The organism is Streptomyces sp. 8N114 (assembly GCF_052245835.1).
GTDB lineage: Bacteria > Actinomycetota > Actinomycetes > Streptomycetales > Streptomycetaceae > Streptomyces.
On the sequence record NZ_JBQQBT010000005.1, the window covers coordinates 336810 to 357202 of the forward strand.

The following is a 20393-nucleotide window of genomic DNA, read 5'->3' on the forward strand; positions in this document are numbered from 1 at the left end:
CGTATCCCACGCGAGAGAAGTGACAGGGGAGAGCCCGCTATGAGCCACGATGCGACGACGCCGTGTCTGCTGCATATCGACGCAAGCGCGAGTCCGCCCGGCGAGTCCGTCAGCAGGCGGCTCACCGCGCTGTTCGCCGACGGCTGGCGCCGGTCCCGGGACGCTGCCGGGCACCGTTACCGCTACCGGGATCTGGCGGCGGAGCCCGTTCCTTACGTGACCGCTGACTACGCCCGGTTCGGGTACTGGGTGGAGCGGCACGGCACCGTACCGGTGGACCAGGTGGCCTCACTGGTCAGGGACGCCGCGGACGAGGATGTGTGGCGGGTGACGCTGCCGCTGATCGACGAGGTGCTGGCGGCGGACGTACTGCTGTTGGGAGTGCCGATGTACAATCTGACGGTGCCCGCCGCGCTGATGGCGTGGATCGACCGCATCAGTTTTCCGGGCGCGCTCCTCGATCCGGAGACGGGAGCCAGCCGGTTGCGGGACAAGCAGGTGGTGGTCGTCAGCGCGCGCGGCGGCGGCTACGGGCCGGGTGCCCCGCGCGAGGGCCTCGACTTCCAGGTGCCGTATCTGCGGGGGTACTTCACCGACCGCGGAGTTCCGGAGGAACAGCTGCACTTCGTGACCGCCGAGCTGACCCGGGCCTGGGACGTGCCGGCGATGGCGCCGCTCCGGTCGCTCGCCGCCGAATCGGAGGCCGCGGCGCGCCAGGCGGTCACCGAGCTGGCGGCCCGGCTTGCGGCCGGGGAGCGGGAGGAAGTGGCGCGTTACGCCGTGTAGAGGGCCTCGATCTCGTCGGCGAAGTCCTTGGCGACCACGCCCCGTTTCAGTTTCAGGGAGGGGGTGACGTGGCCGGAGTCCTCGGTGAACTGCTCCTGGAGGACCCGGAACTTGCGCACCGACTCGGCCTTGGACACGGCCTTGTTGCCCTCGTCCACGGCGGTCTGGAGCTCGGCGAGCAGCTCGGCGTCGGCCAGCAGCTGGGTGTGGCTGAGGTCCTGCTTGCCGTGCTCGGCGGCCCAGCGCGGCAGGAACTCCTCGTCCACGGTCAGCAGCGCGCCGACGAACGGCCGGCCGTCGCCGACGACCATGCACTCGGCGACCAGCGCGTGGGCGCGGATGCGGTCCTCGATGACGGCGGGGGCGACGTTCTTGCCGCCCGCGGTCACCAGGATCTCCTTCTTCCGCCCGGTGATGGTCAGATAGCCGTCCACATCCAGCGTTCCCAGGTCGCCGGTGTGGAACCAGCCGTCGGCCAGCGCCTCGTCGCCGGCCTGCTGGTTGTTCCAGTAGCCGGTGAACAGGTGCTCGCCGTGCAGCAGGATCTCGCCGTCGTCGGCGATCCGGATGACGGAGCCGGGCAGCGGCTGCCCCACGGTGCCGATCTTGGGCCGGTCGTACGGGTTGAAGGCGGTCGCGGCGCACGATTCGGTGAGCCCGTACCCCTCCAGCACGGTGAAGCCGACGCCGCGGAAGAAGTGGCCCAGCCGCTCTCCCAGCGGTGCGCCGCCGGAGATGGCGTGGGTGGCCCGGCCGCCGAGGACGGCACGCAGCTTGCTGAACACCAGCTTGTCGAAGACCTTGTGCTGGATCCGCAGCTTGAGCGAGGGGCCCGCCGGATCGTCCAGGGCACTGCTGTAGGCGCCGGCCACCTGGGCTGCCTTGTCGAAGATCTTGCCCTTGCCGTCCGCGACGGCCTTTGCCCGCGCGGAGTTGAAGACCTTCTCGAAGACGCGGGGGACGCCCAGCACCATCGTCGGCCGGAAGGAGCCGAGGTCCTCGGTGAGGGTCTTGATGTCCGAGACGTGCCCCAGCTTGATCGGCGCCATCACGGCCGCCACCTGCACCAGCCGCCCGAAGACATGGGCGACCGGCAGGAACAGCAGCACCGACCCCTCGCCGGGCCGGAACATCGGGCGCAGCCGCTCGACCACGTTCCCGCACTCCGCGAAGAAGCTGCGGTGGGTGAGCACACAGCCCTTGGGGCGGCCGGTGGTGCCCGAGGTGTAGACGATGGTGGCGGGCGAGTCGGCGTCGGCGACGGAGCTGCGCTCCTCCACCTTCTCGTCGCTGATCCCGGCGCCGAGCGCGGCGAGTTGCGCGATGGCGGTCCCGCTCTCGTCGGTCCCCGGCGCGGGTTCGATCCGCCATACGTCGCGCAGCTCGGGCAGCCGGTCGCGGACGGAGTCCACGGCCGCCGCGTGGGTGTCGGTCTCCACCAGGCAGGCGACGGCGCCCGAGTCGCCGAGGATCCAGGAGATCTGCTCGGGGGAGCTGGTCTCGTAGACGGGTACGGTGACGCCGCCCGCACTCCAGATCGCGAAGTCCAGCAGCGTCCACTCGTAACGGGTGCGGGACATCAGGCCCACCCGGTCGCCGGGTTCCACGCCTGCCGCGATCAGCCCCTTGGCCGCCTGCTGCACCTCGGCGAGGAACGCGGTGGAGGTCACGTCCTCCCACCGGCCGTCGCGCTTGCGCCCCATGACGGGGAGATCGGGGTGCTGAGCAGCGTTCCGGCGGATGAGGTCCGTCAGGTTGCCCTCTGCGGGGACTTCGTAGAGTGCCGGAAGGCTGTACTCGCGCAAGACTGCTGCTCCTCGTCGGCGCGCCAATGGGGGCCGCGGGGATCGGCCTCCATTGGCTCGGTCCAGGGTCGGCGAGCGATCCCGGAAGAATGACGGCCCGGACGTTACCCATCGGTATGGGGGCGGGGGTAGAGGGTGACGCGGAGATGTCTTGTGCGTCACAGGTGGAGATGGGCGGATAGCAGCCTAGTCGAGGCGTTCGGGGACACGGAAGCCGCGAGGGGAGAGAGCGGAAAGAGCGGGCGTACGGCACTTTTCGGCCGGCGTCCCGGAGCGCGCCGTGCTGCGGCGCCCCCGCATCGGTGCCTGCTCCCCCTCCCCGTGACCTGCACGGCAATCTAGGGTGGGCGTATGCGAGTCCACGTGGTCAGCGACGTACACGGCAACAGTGCGGACCTCGCGAAGGCGGGCGAGGGCGCCGACGCGCTGGTCTGTCTGGGAGACCTCATCCTCTTCCTCGACTACGCCGATCACTCGCGCGGCATCTTCCCCGATCTGTTCGGCGTCGAGAACGCGGACCGCATCGTCGCCCTGCGTACCGCCCGCCGCTTCACCGAGGCCCGCGCCTTCTCCCGGGAACTGTGGGCGGGGCTCGACCGCGACGCCGCGATGGAGACGGCGGTGCGCAAGCAGTACGCCGAACTGTTCGCCGCCTTCCCCACTCCCACGTACGCCACGTACGGCAACGTCGACATGCCGCCGCTGTGGCCCGAATACGCGCGTCCAGGCGTGAACGTGCTCGACGGCGAGACGGTGGTGATCGGCGGGTGGCGCTTCGGCTTCGTCGGCGGCGGACTGCGCACACCGATGCGCACGCCGTACGAGATCGACGACGAGACCTATGCGGCGAAGGTCGCCGCGCTGGGCGAGATCGACGTGTTGTGCACCCATATTCCGCCCGAAGTACCGGAGTTGTGCTACGACACCGTCGCGCGCCGCTTCGAGCGGGGCAGCCCGCAGCTGTTGGAGGCCCTGCACACGCTGCGCCCGCGGTACCACCTCTTCGGTCACGTCCACCAGCCGCTGGCCCAGCGCATGCGGATCGGCGCCACCGAGTGCGTCAATGTCGGCCACTTCAACGCGACCGGGACGCCTTGGGTGCTGGAGTGGTGACAGGGCCGGGGTCTTCGGGACCGGAGTGGTGACCCGCGCGGCGCCGGGCCGGACAGCCGCGCGGTAGCCTTCCACCGCAGACGCTTCCCCGCGCCACGGCGGGCATCCCGCGCGGTCATTCCACCTACGGCGGGCATTTCGGACACGGGTATATCGGAGGGCCATGGCGATGGCGGAACACACCAGCTCGAGCATCACCGTTGACGCGGCACCCGAGGCCGTGATGAACGTGATCTCCGACTTCCCCCGCTACCCGGAGTGGGCCGGCGAGGTGAAGGAGGCCGAGGTGCTCGGCCGGGACGAGGAGGGCCGCGCCGAGCAGGTGCGCCTGCTGCTGGACGCCGGAGCCATCAAGGACGAGCACACCCTCGCCTACGAGTGGATCGGCGACCCTGAGGTCCGTGAGGTGCGCTGGTCCCTGGTCAAGTCCCAGATGCTGCGCTCCCTGGACGGCGTCTACCGCCTCACCCCGGTCGGCGGCGGCGAGCGCACCGAGGTCATGTACCAGCTCACCGTCGACGTCAAGATCCCCATGCTCGGAATGATCAAGCGCAAGGCCGAGAAGGTCATCATCGACCGGGCGCTCGACGGGCTGAAGAAGCGCGTCGAGGCGGGCGGCGCCGAGGCGTCCGGAGCCGGCAGCTGACCGGCGGAGCGGGCGCCGGGCCCGAGCGCCCCGACCCCCACAGCCCCGAACCGCAGCGCCCCGGCCCGCAGACCGTCCTGGTCACCGGCGCGGGCGGGACGGGACGCACCACGGTGGCCGCCGCCACCGCCTGCGCCGCCGCGGCCCAGGGGCACCGCACCCTGCTGCTGAGCGCGGAGCCCGCACGCCGGCTCGCCGCGCTGCTGGGCACGGCAGCGCCGGACAAGGGAGCGGGTGCCCGGCCTTCGGCTGCCTCCGGCGAAGGCTTCCGGTCGGGCACGCCCGAACCCGTCGCCGGTGCGGCCGGCCTGTGGCTGCTGCGCATCGACTCCGGCGAGGAGTTCCGCAGCCAGGCCGTCGCCCTCCAGTCGCGCGGCAAGACCGTGCTCGACCTGCTGGGCGCCGTGCCGCTGGACGAGGACGAGCTGACCGAGCTCCCCGGCGCCGGGACCTTCGCCCTGCTGCGCGCCCTGCACACCGCGCACACGGGCGGCACGGGAGAGGACGGCGAGGGCTGGGACATCGTCGTCGTCGACATGCCGGCAGCGCCCGAGGGACTCAACCTGCTGGTGCTGCCCGAACAGTTGCGCCGCTATCTGCGCCGTCTCATACCCGCCGAGCGCCAGGCCGCGCGCGCCCTGCGCCCCGTACTGGCCCAGCTCGCCGGTGCCCCCATGCCCGCGCAGTGGCTGTACGACGCCGCCACACGCTGGTCGGACGAACTGGCGGGGGTGCAGCGGATCGTGGAGTCCCCGGCGACTCTCGTCCGGCTCGTCACCGAGCCCGGACCGCTCGCCGCCGAGTCCCTGCGCACCGCCGGGGCCGGAGTGCGGCTGCACGGGCTCGCGCTGGAGTCCGTCGTCGCCAACCGGCTGCTGCCGACCGGCTCCTCCGACCCCTGGCTGACCGCGCTGGCCGGACAGCAGCAGACCGCGCTGGCAGCGCTGCGCGAGAAGTGCGAGGCCGAGTCCGTGCCGCTGTGCGAGCTGCCGCATCTGGGCCGCGACCCGCACGGCCCCGAGGACCTGACAGCACTCGCCAACGCCGCCCGCACCGCCGTTGCCGCCGACCGGACAGCAGGGGAGGGCCTGCGCCCGCCCGCCGGGGCCGAGGGCGGCCCCGGTACCGACATCGCCTACGGCTGGCTGGAGGACCGGCTGGCCGCGGACGGCAAACTGGTGTGGCACCTGCCCCTGCCGGGCGCCGAGCGGGACGAGCTGGAACTGGTGCGCCGCGGCGACGAGTTGACCGTCGGCGTCGGCCCCTACCGCAGGGTGCTCCCGCTCCCCTCGGCGCTGCGCCGCTGCCGCGTTTCCGGCGCGGGCCTCAAGGGCGGGGTGCTGGGCGTCCGCTTCACCCCCGACCCCGACCTGTGGCCCGGCCGGCGCGGGCGCTCCGAACCCGCGGGGCGGAGCGGCTGACGGAGCAGGGGCCCGCCCCGGGCCGTCGCCGTCGCCCTCAACCCCGTGCCGCCGTTCGGGTAACGTCGGAAAGTGCACGGCCCGCACCACGCAACCACCTGTCGCCCGTAGGAGCCCGCCATGAGCGATGCCGCCGAGCGCCCTGCCGCACCGGACCCCGACGCCTGGGCCACCGCGTGCGAGGAGGACCTGGCCGCCGAGAAGGCACGCCGCCGCGCCCAGTACGGCCCGCCGCCCACCAGCCCGGCCGAGGAGCTGCGCCGGCTGGCTGACGCGGTCACCGAGAAGGTCGCCGAATTCGGCAAGCCCCTGATGGGCGCTGCCGGATCGGCCGCCGCACAGGGCGTGGCGCAGCAGCTGTTCAAGCAGGCCAGGGCGACCATCGAGCCCGTCGTCGAGCGCAACCCGCAGCTCTTCGACCATCTCGCCGCAGCAGGCAGCGAACTGCTGAACGCCTACCGCTCCGTGGTCCAGGAGGCCGAGCGCCGCTGGACCGAACCGCCGGGTGCCTCCGGCACCGAGCGGATCGACGTCGAGGAGGCCGCCGACCTCTCCCACCAGGCGGACCTGGACGCGCGTGTTGCGGAGCAGGCCGCCGAGGAGCACGTCGTTGTTGACCCGGACGAGGACGAGGACGGCGCCTAGCGCGTTCCGGTAACGGGGTGCCCCTGTCTGGCGTCCGCGGGGTGCACGGTGCGTCGTGGCTTGTCGCGCAGTTCCCCGCGCCCCTTACGGGGCGCGGGGTGGGCAGGCGCAGGCCCTCTCCCCAGGCGTGCTCCGGTACCGTTGGCGGCGGCGGGGATCACATCGGATGACCGAGGGACACATGGGACTCACAATCGGGGTCGACATCGGCGGCACCAAGATCGCGGCTGGCGTTGTGGACGAGAAAGGCACCATTCTCGAGACCAGCACGGTGCCCACACCCGACACCCCTGAAGCCGTGATCGACGCCATCGCGGACGCCGTACGCCAGGCCAGTGCCGAGTACCAGGTGGAGGCCGTCGGGATCGGCGCCCCGGGGTACGTGGACGACAAGCGCGCCACCGTGCTGTTCACCCCCAACCTCAGCTGGCGGCACGAGCCGCTCAAGGACAAGGTCGAGCAGCGCATCGACCTGCCCGTCGTGATCGAGAACGACGCGAACGCCGCCGCCTGGGGCGAGTACAAGTTCGGTGTCGGCACAGGTCATGAGGACGTCGTCTGCATCACCATCGGCACGGGCCTGGGCGGCGGCACCATCATCGGTGGCAAGCTGCACCGCGGACGGTACGGCGTGGCCGCCGAGTTCGGCCACATCCGGATGGTCCCCGACGGTCTGCTGTGCGGCTGCGGCAACCAGGGCTGCTGGGAGCAGTACGCCTCAGGGCGTGCGCTGCTCCGCTACGCCCAGCAGCGCGCCACCGCCACCCCGGACAACGCCGCGATCCTGCTGGGACTGGGTGACGGCACCAGCGAGGGCATCCGGGGCAAGCACATCAGCGAGGCGGCCCGGCAGGGCGACCCGGTGGCCATCGACTCCTTCCGCGAGCTGGCCCGCTGGGCGGGCGCCGGCCTCGCCGATCTGGCCTCCCTCTTCGACCCGGGCGCCTTCATCGTCGGCGGCGGCGTCTCCGACGAGGGCGAGCTGGTGCTGGACCCGATCCGCAAGTCCTACCGCCGCTGGCTGGTCGGCAGCCGCTGGCGCCCGCACGCCGAGGTCCTCGCCGCCCAACTGGGCAACAAGGCCGGCATGGTCGGCGTCGCCGACCTGGCCCGCCAGGGCTGAGCGCACCGGGGGGCCGCCGCGATGACAGGGGGACGATGACGGGGGAGACGCGCGGGACGACGCCGGGAGGGGGCGCGCAGGTCGCCGATCTGCCGCCCTCCCGTACCGAGCCCGACGGCTCGGCCGTCGTCCGGCTGCTCAGCTACAACATCCGCTCCTTGCGGGACGACCGGGAGGCGCTCGTCCGGGTCATCCGGGCGTGCGCCCCCGACGTCGTCTGCGTACAGGAGGCGCCGCGGTTCTTCCGCTGGCGCAAGCAGGCCGGCTGGCTGGCGCGCCGCACCGGCCTCACCTATGTCACCGGCGGCGCGACGGCGGCCGGACCGATGATCCTCGCCTCGCTGCGGGCCCACGTCGAACGCACCGAGGACGTGCTGCTGCCGCGTACCCCCGGGCTGCACCAGCGTGGGTTCGCCACGGCCGAGCTGCGGTTCGGGCCGGCAGCGCGGCTGGGCGTCGTCAGCTTCCATCTCAGCCTCCAGGCCCGCGAACGGCGGCAGCAGGCACGGGCGCTGCTGGAGCGGGCCGCCGCGCTCGGCGGACGCCGGGTGGTGGCTGCCGGTGACGTCAACGAGCGGGCGGGCGGCCGGACGTTCGGGCTGCTCGGGGAGGGGCTGCGGGACGCGGCGGGACTGCGGGACGCGTGGACGGTCGAGCCGTGGGGCGCCGAGTACACCTCGACGCCCGCCGCACCGGTGCAGCGCATCGACGCCGTCTTCGCGGGGGAGGGCGTCGAGGTACTGGGCGCGGGCGTGCCCCGCGGGCTGCCAGGCGTGACCGCGGCCGACCTGACCGCCGCCACCGACCACCTCCCGGTCCTGGCGGCGCTGCGGGTCCCGGGGGAATAGCCCCCGCTCACACCACGGCGCCCCGCCCGGGGTCCTCCCAGTCATCGTCGTCGCGGCCGTCCCGCAGCCGGGTCACCAGTGTGGCGAAGCCGCCGAGGAAGCCGCCGACCCCGAGGGTGACGATCCACCACGTCATATCGGCCTGCACGAGTACGGCGCCGATCAGCAGCAGCGGCCCGCCCAGCGCGGCCAGCCAGGCAAACTTTGTCGTGGTGTCCGTCTGCGGCAGCGGCGGCGGCTCGGGCGGCTCGAAGTGCCCCTCGCCGTCCTCGTCCTCGGCGGGCTCCCAGTCGCGGGGCCCGGTCCCGGCGGCGTAGACGGTGAAGCTGCGCACCGAGGGTTCCGCGTCCGGCGCGGGCCGCGGCTTGGTGAGCATGTCACCGTCCGGCTCCCCGGCCCCCTCGCCGTCACCGTCACCGTCCCCGTCCGGGCGCCGGACCTCGGACGAGCCGTCCGCGCCCGGCGGCTCCGCGGGCTCGTCCCCGTACGCCGCGACGATCGCCGCCCAGGCAGCCTCTTCTTCGGGCGGCAGCGACGACTTGCTCTCACCAGGGTCGCGGGGCTCGCCCTCGTCCGGGTCACGCCCCGTCACTGGCGCTCCGAACTGTGGGAGCCGGCTCGCGCTCGGCGGTGAGCCGGTCGATGAAACCGCGGGTGTCGGCGAAGATCCGCTCCGCGTCATGGTCGAGGGTGGCGACGTGGAAGCTGTTCTCCAGCACGGTCTCGGTCACATCGACGGAGGAGACGCGGCTGAGGACCAGTGCCGAGTCCGCGGCCGGCACCACGTGGTCGGCACGGCTGCGCAGGAGCAGCAGCGGCTGCGTCACCTTCGGCAGATCGGGCCGGGCGACGCGGAAGAAGTTGCGCAGCGCGTACGCGGCCCGGGTGGGCACCCGGTCGTAGCCCAGCTCGTACCGGCCCTCCTTGGCGATGTCGCTCACGATCCCCGGCGCCGAGCGGACCAGGAAGCGGCCGACGGGCAGGACGTACCCCTGCGCCCGGGGGAAGGTCATCGCCGGGTTGACGACGACGATCCCGCGGACCCCGTTCCCGTGCAGCGCGGCCAGCCGCAGCGCCAGTGCGCCGCCCATCGAAAGCCCGCAGACGAAGACCTGGTCACAGCGTTCGCGCAGCAGCCGCAGCTCCCGGTCCACGGTCGCGTACCAGTCCTCCCAGCTCGTCATCGCCAGGTCTTCCCAGCGGGTGCCGTGCCCGGGGAGCAGCGGCAGGGAGACGGTCAGCCCGTGCCCGGCCAGGTCCTCGGCCCAGGGGCGCAGGGACTGCGGGGACCCGGTGAAGCCGTGGCAGAGCAGCACACCGGTCGCTGATCCGTCGCGGCGGAATGGCTCGGCTCCGGGGAGGATGGGCGGCACGGTGGGCCTCCAGAGGCTCAGCGGTCGGGGCTCGACAAGGAGTGCTGCCACCCTAATTCGTCGTCCGGTACTCCGGCAGTGTCCAGGGGCCCCACGGGGTCACCCCGCTCGGAGCGCGGCCCCGGCCCTGCGGTAGTGCCCGGGCGCCACGCCGTACTCCCGCTTGAACGCCTTGGCGAAGGCGAACTCCGAGGTGTAGCCCGTCCGCTCCGCGACGGAGCGCAGCGGTGTGTCGGTCGTCCGCAGCAACTGGGCCGCTCTGGTCATGCGCCACCAGGTCAGATAGGCGAGGGGCGGGCGTCCCACCAGGGTGGTGAAGCGGCGCGCGAAGGCAGCGCGGGACAGCCCCGCCAGTGCGCCGAGCCCCTCGACGGTCCAGGGCTTGGCCGGGTCGTCGTGGAGGGCGTGCAGCGCCGCCGCGATGCCGGGGTCGCTCAGTGCGCCTGCCCAGCCGGACGGCCCCTGAGCGGCCTCGGTCCGCCCAGCCAGCCACCAGGTGCGCAGGAGGTACAGCAGGAGGGTGTCCAGGAGGGCCGGGACGACGGCGTCGGAACCGGGCTGGGGATCGGACAGCTCGGCGCCCAGCAGATCGACGGCGGAGCGCAGCCGGTCGTGGGCGCCCACGCGGACCGGAATGTGGAGGTAGGGCGGCAGGTCCGTCAGAAGAGGGTGGGCCCTGGCCTTGTCCAGCTGGTAGGCGCCGCACAGCAGTAGCGTCTCGTCGCCGCGGGCGGGGCCGGGGTCGTGCGGTACCGGCCAGGAGCCGTCCGGCTCCAGCCGGAAGTTCTCCAGCGGCGTCCGGGGGTGGTCGGCGAGCCCGTGGCCGTTTCCGTGCGGGAGGAAGACGACATCGCCGGGGCCCAGTTGGACGGGCCCGGCATCCTCGGGTGGCAGCAGCCATGCCGAGCCTTGGAGCACCACGTGGAAGCCCGCACCTTCGGACGCCGGGAACCGGACCCCCCAGGGCGCGCGCTCGACCGTACGGGAGGAGTGCGGGCGCCCCGCACGCATGACGGCGATCGCGTCGCTCAGCACGTCCATAGCCGTACGGTAACCGACTCTTCCGCGCATGACGAGAGACGGTGAGAGACGCACGGACATGGATCGGAGCTTCAGGGATATTGGTCGTCGCAGCCGGGCTCTCTACGGTCATCCGTATGACAACGACCACCACCACAGCAGTCCTCTTCCACGAGCTCGGCGGCCCCGAGGTGCTGAAGACCGAGACGGTGCCGCTGCCCGCGCCGGGCCCGCGCGATGTCCTCCTGAGCGTCGAGGCGATCGGCCTCAACCGGGCGGAGGCCATGTTCCGCTCCGGCACGTACTACTACCAGCCCACGCTCCCGGGCTCCCGGCTCGGCTACGAGGCCGCCGGAGTCGTCGAGGCGGTCGGCGCCGAGGTGGACGCATTCGCGCCGGGCGAGCGCGTCCTGTCCGTCGCCAACTTCGACTTCGGCGTCCATGGCGTGTACGCCCAGCATGTGGTGCTGCCCGACAGTGCGCTCGTCCGTGCGCCCGAGGGGGTGGACTCCGTGACGGCGGCGGCTGCCTGGCTGACGTACGCGACGGCCTATGGTGGCCTGGTGGAGGTCGGCGGGCTGGCACCCGGCGACCACGTCCTGGTCACCGGAGCATCCAGCGGCGTCGGCACGGCCGCGATCCAGACGGCGCTGCGGATGGGCGCCGTACCCCTCGCCACCACTCGCGGGGAGGCCAAGCGGCAGCGACTGCTGGAGCTGGGAGCCGCGCATGTGATCAACACCGACTCCCAGGACCTGGCACCGGCGGTCAGGGACCTCACCGGCGGTGCGGGCGTTCCGTTGGCGTTCGACGGTATCGGCGGACCGGGCTTCGCTGCCGTCGGGGACGCGCTCGCTCCCGGCGGTACGGCGGTGCTCTACGGCTGGTTGGACGCGCGCCCTGTCCAGCTGTCGATGAACTGGCCGCTCACCGTCCGTACCTTCGCCGCCGGCCTCCTCGCCACCGAGCCGGCATTCCGCGGCCGCGCCGCCGCCTTCCTGAGCGCGGGCCTGGCCGACGGGACGCTTGCCCCGGTGATCTTCGAGGTCTTCGAGGGGCTGGAGGCGATGCCGGACGCCCACCGTCTGATGGAGTCCAACGCGCACACCGGGAAGATCGTTGTGAAGGTGTGAACGAGCCGGGACGGGCACCCCGCGGCCGGACGGTGGGCGGCGGGGGTCCGGCGGCGCGGTGGCGGGATAGGGTCGGTGCGTCCCACCAAGGAGGTCGAGGTTGTTCTACAGCGCGATGAAGCTGTCGGTCGGGAGCACGCTGAAGCTCGCGTTCCGGCCCTGGGTGGAGGGCCTGGAGAACGTGCCCGCGGAGGGGCCCGCCATCCTGGCGAGCAACCACCTCTCCTTCTCCGACTCCTTCTTCCTGCCCGCCGTCCTCGACCGCAAGGTCACCTTCATCGCGAAGGCCGAGTACTTCACCTCGCCCGGAGTCAAGGGCAAGCTGACGGCCGCGTTCTTCAAGGGCGTCGGCCAGCTCCCCGTCGACCGTTCCGGCGCGCGCGGCGCGGGTGAGGCGGCGATCAGGAGCGGACTCGAAGTGCTGGAGCGCGGCGAGCTCTTCGGCATCTATCCGGAGGGCACGCGCTCGCCCGACGGCCGCCTCTACCGGGGCAAGCCCGGTGGCCTCGCCCGGGTCGCGCTGCGCTCGGGCGCGCCGGTGATCCCGGTGGCGATGATCGATACGGAGAAGATCCAGCCACCCGGCAAGGTCGTCCCCAAGCTGATGCGCCCGGGCATCCGGATCGGCACCCCGCTGGACTTCAGCCGGTACCAGGGCATGGACAACGACCGGTTCATCCAGCGCGCCGTCACCGACGAGGTGATGTACGCCATCCTGAAGCTCTCCGGCCAGGAGTACGTGGACATGTACGCGACGGCGGCCAAACGGCAGATCGCGGAGGCCGCGAAGGCCGCGAAGATCGCGGAGGCCGCCAAGAGAGAGGGAGCCGCGAAGAAGCGGCCCGATCAGGATGAGACGGGCGGCAACAGGGCTGCTTGACCGGCCGTCGTCGGACTGCCGGACTCGCGCCGTTCCGGGTTCGCGACGTCGCGGCGGGAAGGTAGGGGGAACCATGGCGCCGAAGCTGATGTCCGTGGAGCAGCCGCTGTGGCGGGCGTTGACGGGCTACCGCATTCTTGCCGTCCTCTACGTCCTCGGCGTCTTCTTCTGGAGCTACCGGGAGTACAGCGCTCCGGTGCCGGGCGGGATCTACCTCCTGGTGCTCGCCTGCTGGACGTTCGGCACCCTGCGCAACCTCGGCTCGGCCGACCGCTGCACGCTGCCGTTCCTCGTCACGGACATCGTGCTGGGCGTCGTCGGCATCCTCCTCTCCCCGGTCGTGGACGGCCACGACCTGGTGGGGCCGACCCTGCCGTCCATCTGGGTGGCGGGCCCCGTCCTCGCGTTCGCGCTCAAGGGCGGCTGGCGGTGGGCCGCGGGCGCCTCGGTGCTGGTGGGGATCGCCAACATCGTGGAGCGCGGCATGATCACCCGCTCCACCTTCCACAACGTGCTGCTCGTCTGTGTCGCGAGCGTCGCCATCGGCTACGTCATCGAGGTCGCCCGCGCCAGTGAACGCACCCTGGCGCGCGCCCTCCAGATCGAGGCCGCCACCCGGGAGCGGGAACGGCTGGCCCGCGACATCCACGACAGCGTTCTCCAGGTGCTGGCCATGGTGCAGCGCAGAGGTACGGCGCTGGGCGGCGAGGCGGCGGAGCTCGGCCGGATGGCGGGGGAACAGGAAGTGGCCCTGCGCGCCCTGGTCTCCAGCGGCGTGGTACCCGAGCCGGGGCGCACCCCCACCGGTGCCCGTCGGCCCGCGCTCACCAGGGACGGCGCGGCCCGCACCGCCACCGGCCCGGTCGCCGAGGCCGGGACGGACGGCACCGAGGGCACCGACGCCGCCCCCTGCGACGTCCGCGCGCTGCTCTCCTCCTACGCCGGGTCCCTGGTCACCTTCGTCGAGCCGGGGGCACCGGTGCCGCTGCCCGCCCGGGTGGCCACCGAGCTGGCGGCTGCTGTCGGAGCCGCCCTGGACAATGTGGCCAAGCACGCCGGCGACGGGGCTGGAGGCGAGGCGCACGCGTGGGTCCTGCTGGAGGACGAGCCGGACGCGGTGCTCGTGACCGTACGGGACGACGGGCCCGGCATCCCCGAGGGGCGGCTGGCGGACGCGGAGGCCGAGGGCCGGATGGGCGTCGCGCTCTCCATCCGGGGACGGTTGCGGGACCTGGGCGGCACGACGGAGCTGGTGTCGGTGCCCGGCCAGGGAACGGAAGTGGAGATGAGGGTTCCGAAACATGACAACTGAGGCACAACCCGTCCGGGTGATGGTCGTCGACGACCATCCGATGTGGCGCGAGGCCGTCGCACGGGACCTGGCCGAGGCCGGGTTCGAGGTCGTCGCCACGGCGGGCGACGGCGAGCAGGCGGTCCGCCGGGCCCGCGCCACCTCCCCCGACGTGCTGGTGCTGGACCTGAACCTGCCGGGCAAGCCCGGCGTTGAGGTCTGCCGTGAGCTGGTCGGGCCCGAGTCGGCGCTGCGAGTGCTGGTGCTGTCGGCGAGCGGCGAGCACAGCGATGTGCTGGAGGCCGTCAAGTCCGGGGCCACGGGCTATCTGGTCAAGTCGGCGGGCCCCGAAGAACTGCTGGACGCGGTACGCCGCACCGCGCTGGGCGACCCCGTCTTCACCCCCGGGCTGGCCGGGCTGGTGCTGGGCGAGTACCGCAGGCTGGCCGCCGACCCGGCTCCGGCCGCCGAGGACGCCCCGGACGTGCCGAAGCTGACCGAGCGCGAGACGGAGGTGCTGCGCCTGGTCGCCAAGGGACTCGGCTACAAGCAGATCGCCGAGCGCCTCGTCATCTCGCACCGCACTGTGCAGAACCACGTCCAGAACACCCTGGGCAAGCTCCAGCTGCACAACCGCGTCGAGCTGGTCCGCTACGCCATTGAGCGCGGCCTGGACGACTAGAGGGAGCGCCCCGAAGGGGCGCGGGGAACTGCGCGACCAGCCACAAAGCACCCGCAGCCTGCGACGGGCAGAAAGGGGCATCCCCTGCCCAGAGCAGGCGAGGCGGTCAAGATCGGGCGGCGCCGCGCACGCATGTCCTTCGTACGAGTGATTGCCCGAGCCTCAAATCCCGTCTCTCCCAAGGAAATCCACTGCTCGCCGCATCCCGTGTGACGTGGATCACCGCTAGCGTGACGGACGTTGCGCCGCGAACACACGGCGCAACGTCCAGGTGAGTCCACGCGGAGAAGGGAGATCCCATGCGGGTCGGAGTGCTGACCGGCGGCGGCGACTGCCCCGGTCTCAATGCGGTCATGCGGGCAGTGGTCCGTAAGGGAGTCCAGCAGTACGGCTACGAGTTCACCGGGTTCCGTGACGGCTGGCGGGGGCCGCTGGAGGGGGAGACGGTCCGGCTCGACATCCCGGCGGTGCGCGGCATGCTGCCGCGCGGCGGCACCATCCTCGGCTCCTCGCGCACCAACCCCTTCAAGGAGGACAACGGCGTCCGCCGGATCAAGGAGAACCTCGCCAAGTACGAGGTCGACGGGCTGATCGCGATCGGTGGCGAAGACACCCTGGGCGTGGCGGCGCGGCTGACGGACGAGTACGGCATCCGCTGCGTCGGCGTGCCCAAGACGATCGACAACGACCTCTCCGCCACTGACTACACCTTCGGCTTCAACACCGCGGTCACCGTCGCCACCGAGGCCATCGACCGCCTGCACACCACCGCCGAGTCCCATATGCGGGTGCTGGTGGTGGAGGTCATGGGACGGCACGCGGGCTGGATCGCCCTCCACTCGGGCCTGGCGGGCGGCGCCAACTGCATCCTGATCCCCGAGCAGCGGTTCGACGTCGACCAGGTCTGCGAGTGGGTCACCTCCCGCTTCAAGGCGAGCTACGCGCCGATCGTCGTCGTCGCGGAGGGAGCGATGCCCAAGGGCGGCGAGATGGTTCTCAAGGACGGCTCCACGGACTCCTTCGGGCACGTCAGACTGTCAGGCGTCGGCGAGTGGCTGGCCAAGGAGATCGAGTCCCGCACCGGCAAGGAGGCCAGGACCACCGTCCTCGGCCACGTCCAGCGCGGCGGCACCCCCACGCCCTTCGACCGCTGGCTGGCCACCCGCTTCGGCCTGCACGCCATCGACGCGGTGCGTGACCAGGAGTGGGGCAGCATGGTCGCCCTCCGCGGCACCGACATCGTCCGCGTCCCGCTCGCCAAGGCCACCGAGAAGCTGAAGACGGTGGACCCGGCGCTCTACGAGGAGGCCGGCGTCTTCTTCGGCTGACGACTGAGATCGGCTGACGACGGAGATCGGCTGACGACGGAGAAGGGAGCCCCCTCGGGGGCTCCGCCCGTCCCCTCTCCGTCGGCTCCTTCACGCCCGTCCCGCGCTCGCGGCTCCCTCGCTCGCCGCCGCCAGCAGCTGTGCGGTCACCGTCACCCCGTCCAGCGTCAGCACCGACTCCGGGTGGAACTGCACCCCCGCGAAGCCGGGTCCGCGCAGCGCGTGGACCTCGCCGCTTGCCGGGTCACGGCTCAGTTCGACGCCGTGCAGGGCCAGTTCGGCGGCGGTCTCGTCATCGCAGCGTGCGGTGTAGGAGTTGTAGAAGCCCACCGTCTCCTGCCGCCCGAACAACTCGATCGTCTCCTGCGCGCCCTGATAGGGGTGCTGCTTGCGGACCAGCTCCAGACCCAGTTCCGCCGCGAGGAGTTCGTGCCCGAGGCAGACGCCCAGCAGCGGCTGCCGCCGGGCGCGTACCAGTTCGGCGGCGAGGCCGCGCAGCAGCCGCATCTTCGGGTCGCCCGCATCGCGTGGGTCGCCGGGCCCGGGGCCCAGCACCACGGGCCCCTCGTGCCGCAGCGCTGCCTCGGCCAGCCCCGGCTCGTCGTAGCGGCGCACCCGCACCGGGTGCCCCGTCGAGCCCAGCAGGTGCGCCAGCATCGAGGTGAAGGTGTCCTCGCCGTCCACGACCAGCACCTGTGCCGCGTCGGTCCGCTCCGGACGCCCCACCCGCATCCGCAACCAGAACGGCGCGAGGGAAGCGCGCCGCCCCTCCAGCGCGGCCCGCACCCGCGGATCGTCCGCCAGCCTCGGGCGCGGACCGCCCGGCGTACGGGCCGGCGCCTCGCGCACCCCCAGCGCGGCCAGCACACCGGCCGCCTTGGCGTGTGTCTCCGCGACCTCGCTCGCCGGGTCGGAGGCGCGCACCAGCGTGGCGCCGACCGGCACCCGCAGCCGGCCGCTGGACGCGTCGATGTCGACGGTACGGATGAGGATGGGGGAGTCCAGCGTCTGGGCGCCGCCCGCATCGTGACCGAGCAGCGCGAGCGCCCCCGCGTAGTAGCCGCGCCCGCCGGCCTCGTGCCGCTCGATGACGCGGCAGGCGTTCTCCACGGGCGAGCCGGTCACCGTCGCGGCGAACATCGTCTCGCGCAGCACCTCGCGCACATCCAGCGTGCTGCGTCCGCGCAGCTCGTACTCGGTGTGCGCCAGGTGCGCCATCTCCTTCAGCCGCGGCCCGACGACGACGCCTCCCTCGTCGCCGACGGTGCACATCATCTTCAGCTCCTCGTCGACGACCATGGACAGCTCCTCGCCCTCCTTGCGGTCGGCCAGGAAGTCCAGCAGCCCCGCCACGTCCGGGCCCTGCGGCGGATAGCGGTAGGTGCCACTGATGGGGTTCATCACCACCGTGCCCCCGCTCATCCGTACATGGACCTCGGGGCTGGCGCCCACCAGTACCCGGTCGCCGGTGTGCACGACGAACGTCCAGTAGGCACCCTGCTCACCCCTCAGCAGCCGCCCGAAGAGGGCCAGCGCGTCCGCGCGGGAGAAGCCCGGGATGCGGGCCTGGTAGTCGCGCCGGATGACGAAGTTGGCGCCCTCACCGGCACCGATCTCGTCCGTGACCACCCGGCGCACGATCTCCTCGTATACGCCGTCGGCCACATCGAACGCGCCCTGCTCGACCCGCACCGGGCGGTCGGGCAGCGCGGCGAGCGTGTCGGTCAGCGGCAGCTCGTAGCGCTCGTCGGGCAGCAGCACGGACAGCGGTGTGCCGTCGTCCCGTACGTCGAAGCCCCGCTCGCGGATCTGCCGGAACGGTACGAGCGCCAGCGCGCCCGCTTCCCCGTCCGGGCGCACGGGCAGGTCGGCGAGCCGTTCCACCTCCCGCACGCTGCCGGTGAGCACCTCGACGAGATCGGCGTCCCGGCCGGGCGTACGCCTGCGCAACAGCGCGAACGGCGGCGCGTCAGCGCCGGTCAGCCGCTCGATCAGGGCGGCGGGTGCGGGTTCGGATGCGGCGGTGGCGGTGCGGTCCATGCGGAGTCCCTTCGCGGTGTACGAGGTGTACGGGAGGAACGGCCGCGAAAACGCAAAAAGGCCGCCCCTCGGGCGGCCTGGCACGTGACTGAGCTTGTTCAGTGCATACGCGCGTCGTGGCGGGCCGCCGTGCGGGCGGGCCACCACCAGTTCATGGTCGACAGCGCGTGCATGCCGCACACCATAGCGGACGATCCGACCGCGACGCCCCGCAAGGGCGCGGGCAACTGCGCGACCGGCCTGGGGGTACCTCCCAGCTCGAAGAGCTTGGGGGAGTACCCGCAGCCCGCGTGCTTCGGGTAGGGGCACCCCCCACCGGCGCAACGGTCGCAGTCCCCGCCCGGCGGCCGGTGATAACGGTCTCGTATGGCGGGCACTCGAACGGGTTCCCCGCAGAACCCCGTAACCTTGGGCCCGTGACTGTGAACGCCCACACCGATGCCGGTGCCCGCACCTGGCGAGACCTGCCCGCAGCACAGCAGCCAGACTGGCCGGACCACGAGGCTCTGCGTACCGTGCTCGCCGAGCTCGAGTCCTATCCGCCGCTCGTCTTCGCGGGCGAGTGCGACCAGCTGCGGGAGCGGCTGGGGTCGGTCGCGCGCGGTGAGGCGTTCCTGCTCCAGGGCGGCGACTGCGCCGAGGCGTTCGACCAGGTCAGCGCCGAGCACATCCGCAACAAGCTCAAGACGCTGCTGCAGATGGGAGCCGTCCTCACGTACGCGGGCTCGGTGCCCGTCGTCAAGGTCGGCCGGATCGCGGGCCAGTACAGCAAGCCCCGCTCCAAGGCGACCGAGACCCGCGACGGAGTGACGCTGCCCTCCTACCGGGGCGACTCGGTCAACGGCTTCGAGTTCACCCCGCAGGCCCGCCGGCCCGACCCGGAGCGGCTGAAGCGGATGTACCACGCCTCGTCCGCCACGCTGAACCTGGTCCGCGCCTTCACCACCGGCGGCTACGCCGATCTGCGCCAGGTGCACGCCTGGAACCAGGACTTCGTCAAGTCCAGCCCCTCCGGGCAGCGGTACGAGGCGCTGGCGCGCGAGATCGACCAGGCCATGAAGTTCATGCACGCCTGCGGCACGGATCCCGAGGAACTGAAGACGGTCGAGTTCTTCTCCTCGCACGAGGCGCTGCTGCTCGACTACGAGTCGGCGCTCACCCGCGTCGACTCGCGCAGCGGCAACCTCTACGACGTATCCGGGCACATGATCTGGATCGGTGAGCGCACCCGGCAGCTGGACGGCGCGCACATCGAGTTCGCCTCCCGGGTGCGGAACCCGGTCGGGGTGAAGCTGGGCCCCACGACGACCTCGGAAGAGGCGCTCGCCCTCATCGAGCGGCTCGACCCGGACCGTGAGCCGGGCCGCCTCACCTTCATCACCCGGATGGGGGCCGACAAGATCCGCGACCGGCTCCCCGAGCTGGTGGAGAAGGTCACCGCCTCCGGTGCCACCGTCGCCTGGGTCTGCGACCCGATGCACGGCAACACCTTCGAGGCGGCCAGCGGCCACAAGACGCGCCGTTTCGACGATGTGCTGGACGAGGTCAAGGGCTTCTTCGAGGTCCACAAGGGCCTGGGCACCCACCCCGGCGGCATCCACATGGAGCTGACCGGTGACGACGTCACCGAGTGCGTGGGCGGCGGCGACGAGATCTTCGTCGACGATCTGCACCAGCGCTACGAGACGGCTTGCGACCCCAGGCTCAACCGCAGCCAGTCGCTCGACCTGGCCTTCCTGGTCGCGGAGATGTACCGCGACCAGTGAGCCGCCGAGCTCACAGTCCCTGACCGCTGGGGCCCTCGTCACCTGTGTGACGAGGGCCCCAGCGGCGTATGTGGACAGGCTCAGGAGGGTAAGGTTAGGTTAACCTCAGCAAGTCTGAGACTGACCGGATCGATCCGAGGCGGAGGTGACCGCGTGTACGTCTGCTCGTGCTTCGGCATCACCGAAGAGCAGGTGCAAGAGCACGCGGCCGCGGGGGCGTGCACCCCGCGCCAGATAGCCTCCGCCAGCAAGGCGGGCACGGACTGCGGCTCCTGCGTCCGACGTATCCAGGGCATCCTCGGCCGCGGCCAGTGCCCCCGCAGAGCAGCCCTGGACCGCGGTGAGTCCCCGCTCGCGGCGCAGTCGTCCCCGACGGCAGGCACCCCGCAACCGGCTGAGGTAGCAGCGCTGACGGCACCGGCCGCCGCCGCGTAACCCTTCCCGCCGGGACGGCGCCTGCCGCGCGAGCGGCGACCCCTTCCCGCCGGGACGG

The 20393-nt window shown here is 72.2% G+C and carries 19 protein-coding genes; 14 read left to right on the forward strand and 5 right to left on the reverse strand.

Features of this window, described 5'->3' with window-relative positions; translation table 11 throughout:
• Nucleotides 1-39 precede the first annotated feature (39 nt).
• Entirely contained in the window at nucleotides 40-786 is a 747-nt protein-coding gene (locus ACTWQF_RS14355; protein ID WP_443279738.1) for an FMN-dependent NADH-azoreductase, read from the forward strand.
• Here the strand turns inward: ACTWQF_RS14355 and ACTWQF_RS14360 are convergent.
• Complete coding sequence (locus tag ACTWQF_RS14360) at nucleotides 774-2591, reverse strand: AMP-dependent synthetase/ligase (RefSeq protein WP_443279739.1); 1818 nt, start codon at nucleotides 2589-2591, stop codon at nucleotides 774-776. The two genes, ACTWQF_RS14355 and ACTWQF_RS14360, sit on opposite strands and share 13 nt — an antisense overlap.
• Nucleotides 2592-2942: 351 nt before the next feature.
• Between ACTWQF_RS14360 and ACTWQF_RS14365 the strand changes: the two genes are divergently transcribed.
• From ACTWQF_RS14365 to ACTWQF_RS14390, 6 genes are all read left to right on the forward strand, one after another.
• Complete coding sequence (locus ACTWQF_RS14365; protein ID WP_443279740.1) at nucleotides 2943-3704, forward strand: metallophosphoesterase family protein; 762 nt, start codon at nucleotides 2943-2945, stop codon at nucleotides 3702-3704.
• 169 nt (nucleotides 3705-3873) lie between these two features.
• Entirely contained in the window at nucleotides 3874-4350 is a 477-nt protein-coding gene (locus ACTWQF_RS14370) for an SRPBCC family protein (protein WP_443279741.1), read from the forward strand.
• A gap of 77 nt (nucleotides 4351-4427) precedes the next feature.
• Nucleotides 4428-5771 carry an ArsA family ATPase gene (locus ACTWQF_RS14375; protein WP_443279849.1) on the forward strand — a complete coding sequence of 448 codons (1344 nt, stop codon included), beginning with the start codon at nucleotides 4428-4430 and terminating at the stop codon, nucleotides 5769-5771.
• Nucleotides 5772-5891: 120 nt separating this feature from the next.
• Nucleotides 5892-6416, forward strand: coding sequence for a DUF5304 domain-containing protein (locus ACTWQF_RS14380; RefSeq protein WP_443279742.1), 525 nt, complete (start codon nucleotides 5892-5894; stop codon nucleotides 6414-6416).
• A gap of 181 nt (nucleotides 6417-6597) precedes the next feature.
• Complete coding sequence (locus ACTWQF_RS14385) at nucleotides 6598-7539, forward strand: ROK family glucokinase (protein WP_433105739.1); 942 nt, start codon at nucleotides 6598-6600, stop codon at nucleotides 7537-7539.
• 35 nt (nucleotides 7540-7574) lie between these two features.
• On the forward strand, nucleotides 7575-8387 hold the full coding sequence (locus ACTWQF_RS14390; protein WP_443279743.1) for an endonuclease/exonuclease/phosphatase family protein: 813 nt from the start codon (nucleotides 7575-7577) through the stop codon (nucleotides 8385-8387).
• A gap of 7 nt (nucleotides 8388-8394) precedes the next feature.
• Here the strand turns inward: ACTWQF_RS14390 and ACTWQF_RS14395 are convergent, their stop codons facing one another.
• The 3 genes from ACTWQF_RS14395 to ACTWQF_RS14405 all read right to left on the reverse strand — a co-directional run bounded on the left by ACTWQF_RS14395 (nucleotide 8395) and on the right by ACTWQF_RS14405 (nucleotide 10801).
• A complete protein-coding gene (locus tag ACTWQF_RS14395; protein WP_443279744.1) occupies nucleotides 8395-8979 on the reverse strand; it encodes a hypothetical protein in 585 nt (194 codons plus the stop codon).
• On the reverse strand, nucleotides 8966-9760 hold the full coding sequence (locus ACTWQF_RS14400; protein WP_443279745.1) for an alpha/beta hydrolase: 795 nt from the start codon (nucleotides 9758-9760) through the stop codon (nucleotides 8966-8968). Before ACTWQF_RS14400 ends, ACTWQF_RS14395 begins: the two co-directional genes overlap by 14 nt.
• Nucleotides 9761-9859: 99 nt before the next feature.
• Nucleotides 9860-10801, reverse strand: coding sequence for an AraC family transcriptional regulator (locus tag ACTWQF_RS14405; protein WP_443279746.1), 942 nt, complete (start codon nucleotides 10799-10801; stop codon nucleotides 9860-9862).
• Nucleotides 10802-10917: 116 nt separating this feature from the next.
• Here ACTWQF_RS14405 and ACTWQF_RS14410 point away from each other — a divergent pair, with 116 nt between their 5' ends.
• The 5 genes from ACTWQF_RS14410 to ACTWQF_RS14430 all read left to right on the forward strand — a co-directional run bounded on the left by ACTWQF_RS14410 (nucleotide 10918) and on the right by ACTWQF_RS14430 (nucleotide 16094).
• Complete coding sequence (locus ACTWQF_RS14410; protein WP_443279747.1) at nucleotides 10918-11913, forward strand: zinc-dependent alcohol dehydrogenase family protein; 996 nt, start codon at nucleotides 10918-10920, stop codon at nucleotides 11911-11913.
• Between the two features lie 100 nt (nucleotides 11914-12013).
• On the forward strand, nucleotides 12014-12793 hold the full coding sequence (locus ACTWQF_RS14415) for a lysophospholipid acyltransferase family protein (RefSeq protein WP_443279748.1): 780 nt from the start codon (nucleotides 12014-12016) through the stop codon (nucleotides 12791-12793).
• A 73-nt stretch (nucleotides 12794-12866) separates the two neighbouring features.
• Nucleotides 12867-14105, forward strand: a complete 1239-nt coding sequence (gene macS, locus ACTWQF_RS14420; protein ID WP_443279749.1) for a MacS family sensor histidine kinase — start codon at nucleotides 12867-12869, stop codon at nucleotides 14103-14105.
• Entirely contained in the window at nucleotides 14095-14766 is a 672-nt protein-coding gene (locus ACTWQF_RS14425) for a response regulator (protein WP_443279750.1), read from the forward strand. The genes macS and ACTWQF_RS14425 overlap by 11 nt, the downstream gene beginning before the upstream one ends.
• A 299-nt stretch (nucleotides 14767-15065) precedes the next feature.
• Nucleotides 15066-16094: a 6-phosphofructokinase gene (locus tag ACTWQF_RS14430; protein ID WP_443279751.1), complete on the forward strand. Its 1029-nt coding sequence runs from the start codon at nucleotides 15066-15068 to the stop codon at nucleotides 16092-16094.
• Between the two features lie 90 nt (nucleotides 16095-16184).
• Here ACTWQF_RS14430 and ACTWQF_RS14435 read toward each other — a convergent pair whose 3' ends face one another.
• Nucleotides 16185-18134, reverse strand: coding sequence for an anthranilate synthase family protein (locus ACTWQF_RS14435; protein WP_443279752.1), 1950 nt, complete (start codon nucleotides 18132-18134; stop codon nucleotides 16185-16187).
• Between the two features lie 422 nt (nucleotides 18135-18556).
• Between ACTWQF_RS14435 and ACTWQF_RS14440 the strand changes: the two genes are divergently transcribed.
• Nucleotides 18557-19900 carry a class II 3-deoxy-7-phosphoheptulonate synthase gene (locus ACTWQF_RS14440; RefSeq protein WP_443279850.1) on the forward strand — a complete coding sequence of 448 codons (1344 nt, stop codon included), beginning with the start codon at nucleotides 18557-18559 and terminating at the stop codon, nucleotides 19898-19900.
• A 153-nt stretch (nucleotides 19901-20053) separates the two neighbouring features.
• Nucleotides 20054-20335 carry a (2Fe-2S)-binding protein gene (locus ACTWQF_RS14445; RefSeq protein ID WP_443279753.1) on the forward strand — a complete coding sequence of 94 codons (282 nt, stop codon included), beginning with the start codon at nucleotides 20054-20056 and terminating at the stop codon, nucleotides 20333-20335.
• Nucleotides 20336-20393: the final 58 nt, after the last annotated feature.

Coding starts and splice junctions, on each gene's coding strand:
- ACTWQF_RS14370 (WP_443279741.1), top strand. CDS start 3,874: ATGGCGGAACACACCAGCTCGAGCATCACCGTTGACGCGGCACCCGAG.
- ACTWQF_RS14430 (WP_443279751.1), top strand. CDS start 15,066: ATGCGGGTCGGAGTGCTGACCGGCGGCGGCGACTGCCCCGGTCTCAAT.
- ACTWQF_RS14435 (WP_443279752.1), bottom strand. CDS start 18,134: ATGGACCGCACCGCCACCGCCGCATCCGAACCCGCACCCGCCGCCCTG.
- macS (WP_443279749.1), top strand. CDS start 12,867: ATGGCGCCGAAGCTGATGTCCGTGGAGCAGCCGCTGTGGCGGGCGTTG.
- ACTWQF_RS14385 (WP_433105739.1), top strand. CDS start 6,598: ATGGGACTCACAATCGGGGTCGACATCGGCGGCACCAAGATCGCGGCT.
- ACTWQF_RS14365 (WP_443279740.1), top strand. CDS start 2,943: ATGCGAGTCCACGTGGTCAGCGACGTACACGGCAACAGTGCGGACCTC.
- ACTWQF_RS14405 (WP_443279746.1), bottom strand. CDS start 10,801: ATGGACGTGCTGAGCGACGCGATCGCCGTCATGCGTGCGGGGCGCCCG.
- ACTWQF_RS14390 (WP_443279743.1), top strand. CDS start 7,575: ATGACGGGGGAGACGCGCGGGACGACGCCGGGAGGGGGCGCGCAGGTC.
- ACTWQF_RS14410 (WP_443279747.1), top strand. CDS start 10,918: ATGACAACGACCACCACCACAGCAGTCCTCTTCCACGAGCTCGGCGGC.
- ACTWQF_RS14425 (WP_443279750.1), top strand. CDS start 14,095: ATGACAACTGAGGCACAACCCGTCCGGGTGATGGTCGTCGACGACCAT.
- ACTWQF_RS14355 (WP_443279738.1), top strand. CDS start 40: ATGAGCCACGATGCGACGACGCCGTGTCTGCTGCATATCGACGCAAGC.
- ACTWQF_RS14380 (WP_443279742.1), top strand. CDS start 5,892: ATGAGCGATGCCGCCGAGCGCCCTGCCGCACCGGACCCCGACGCCTGG.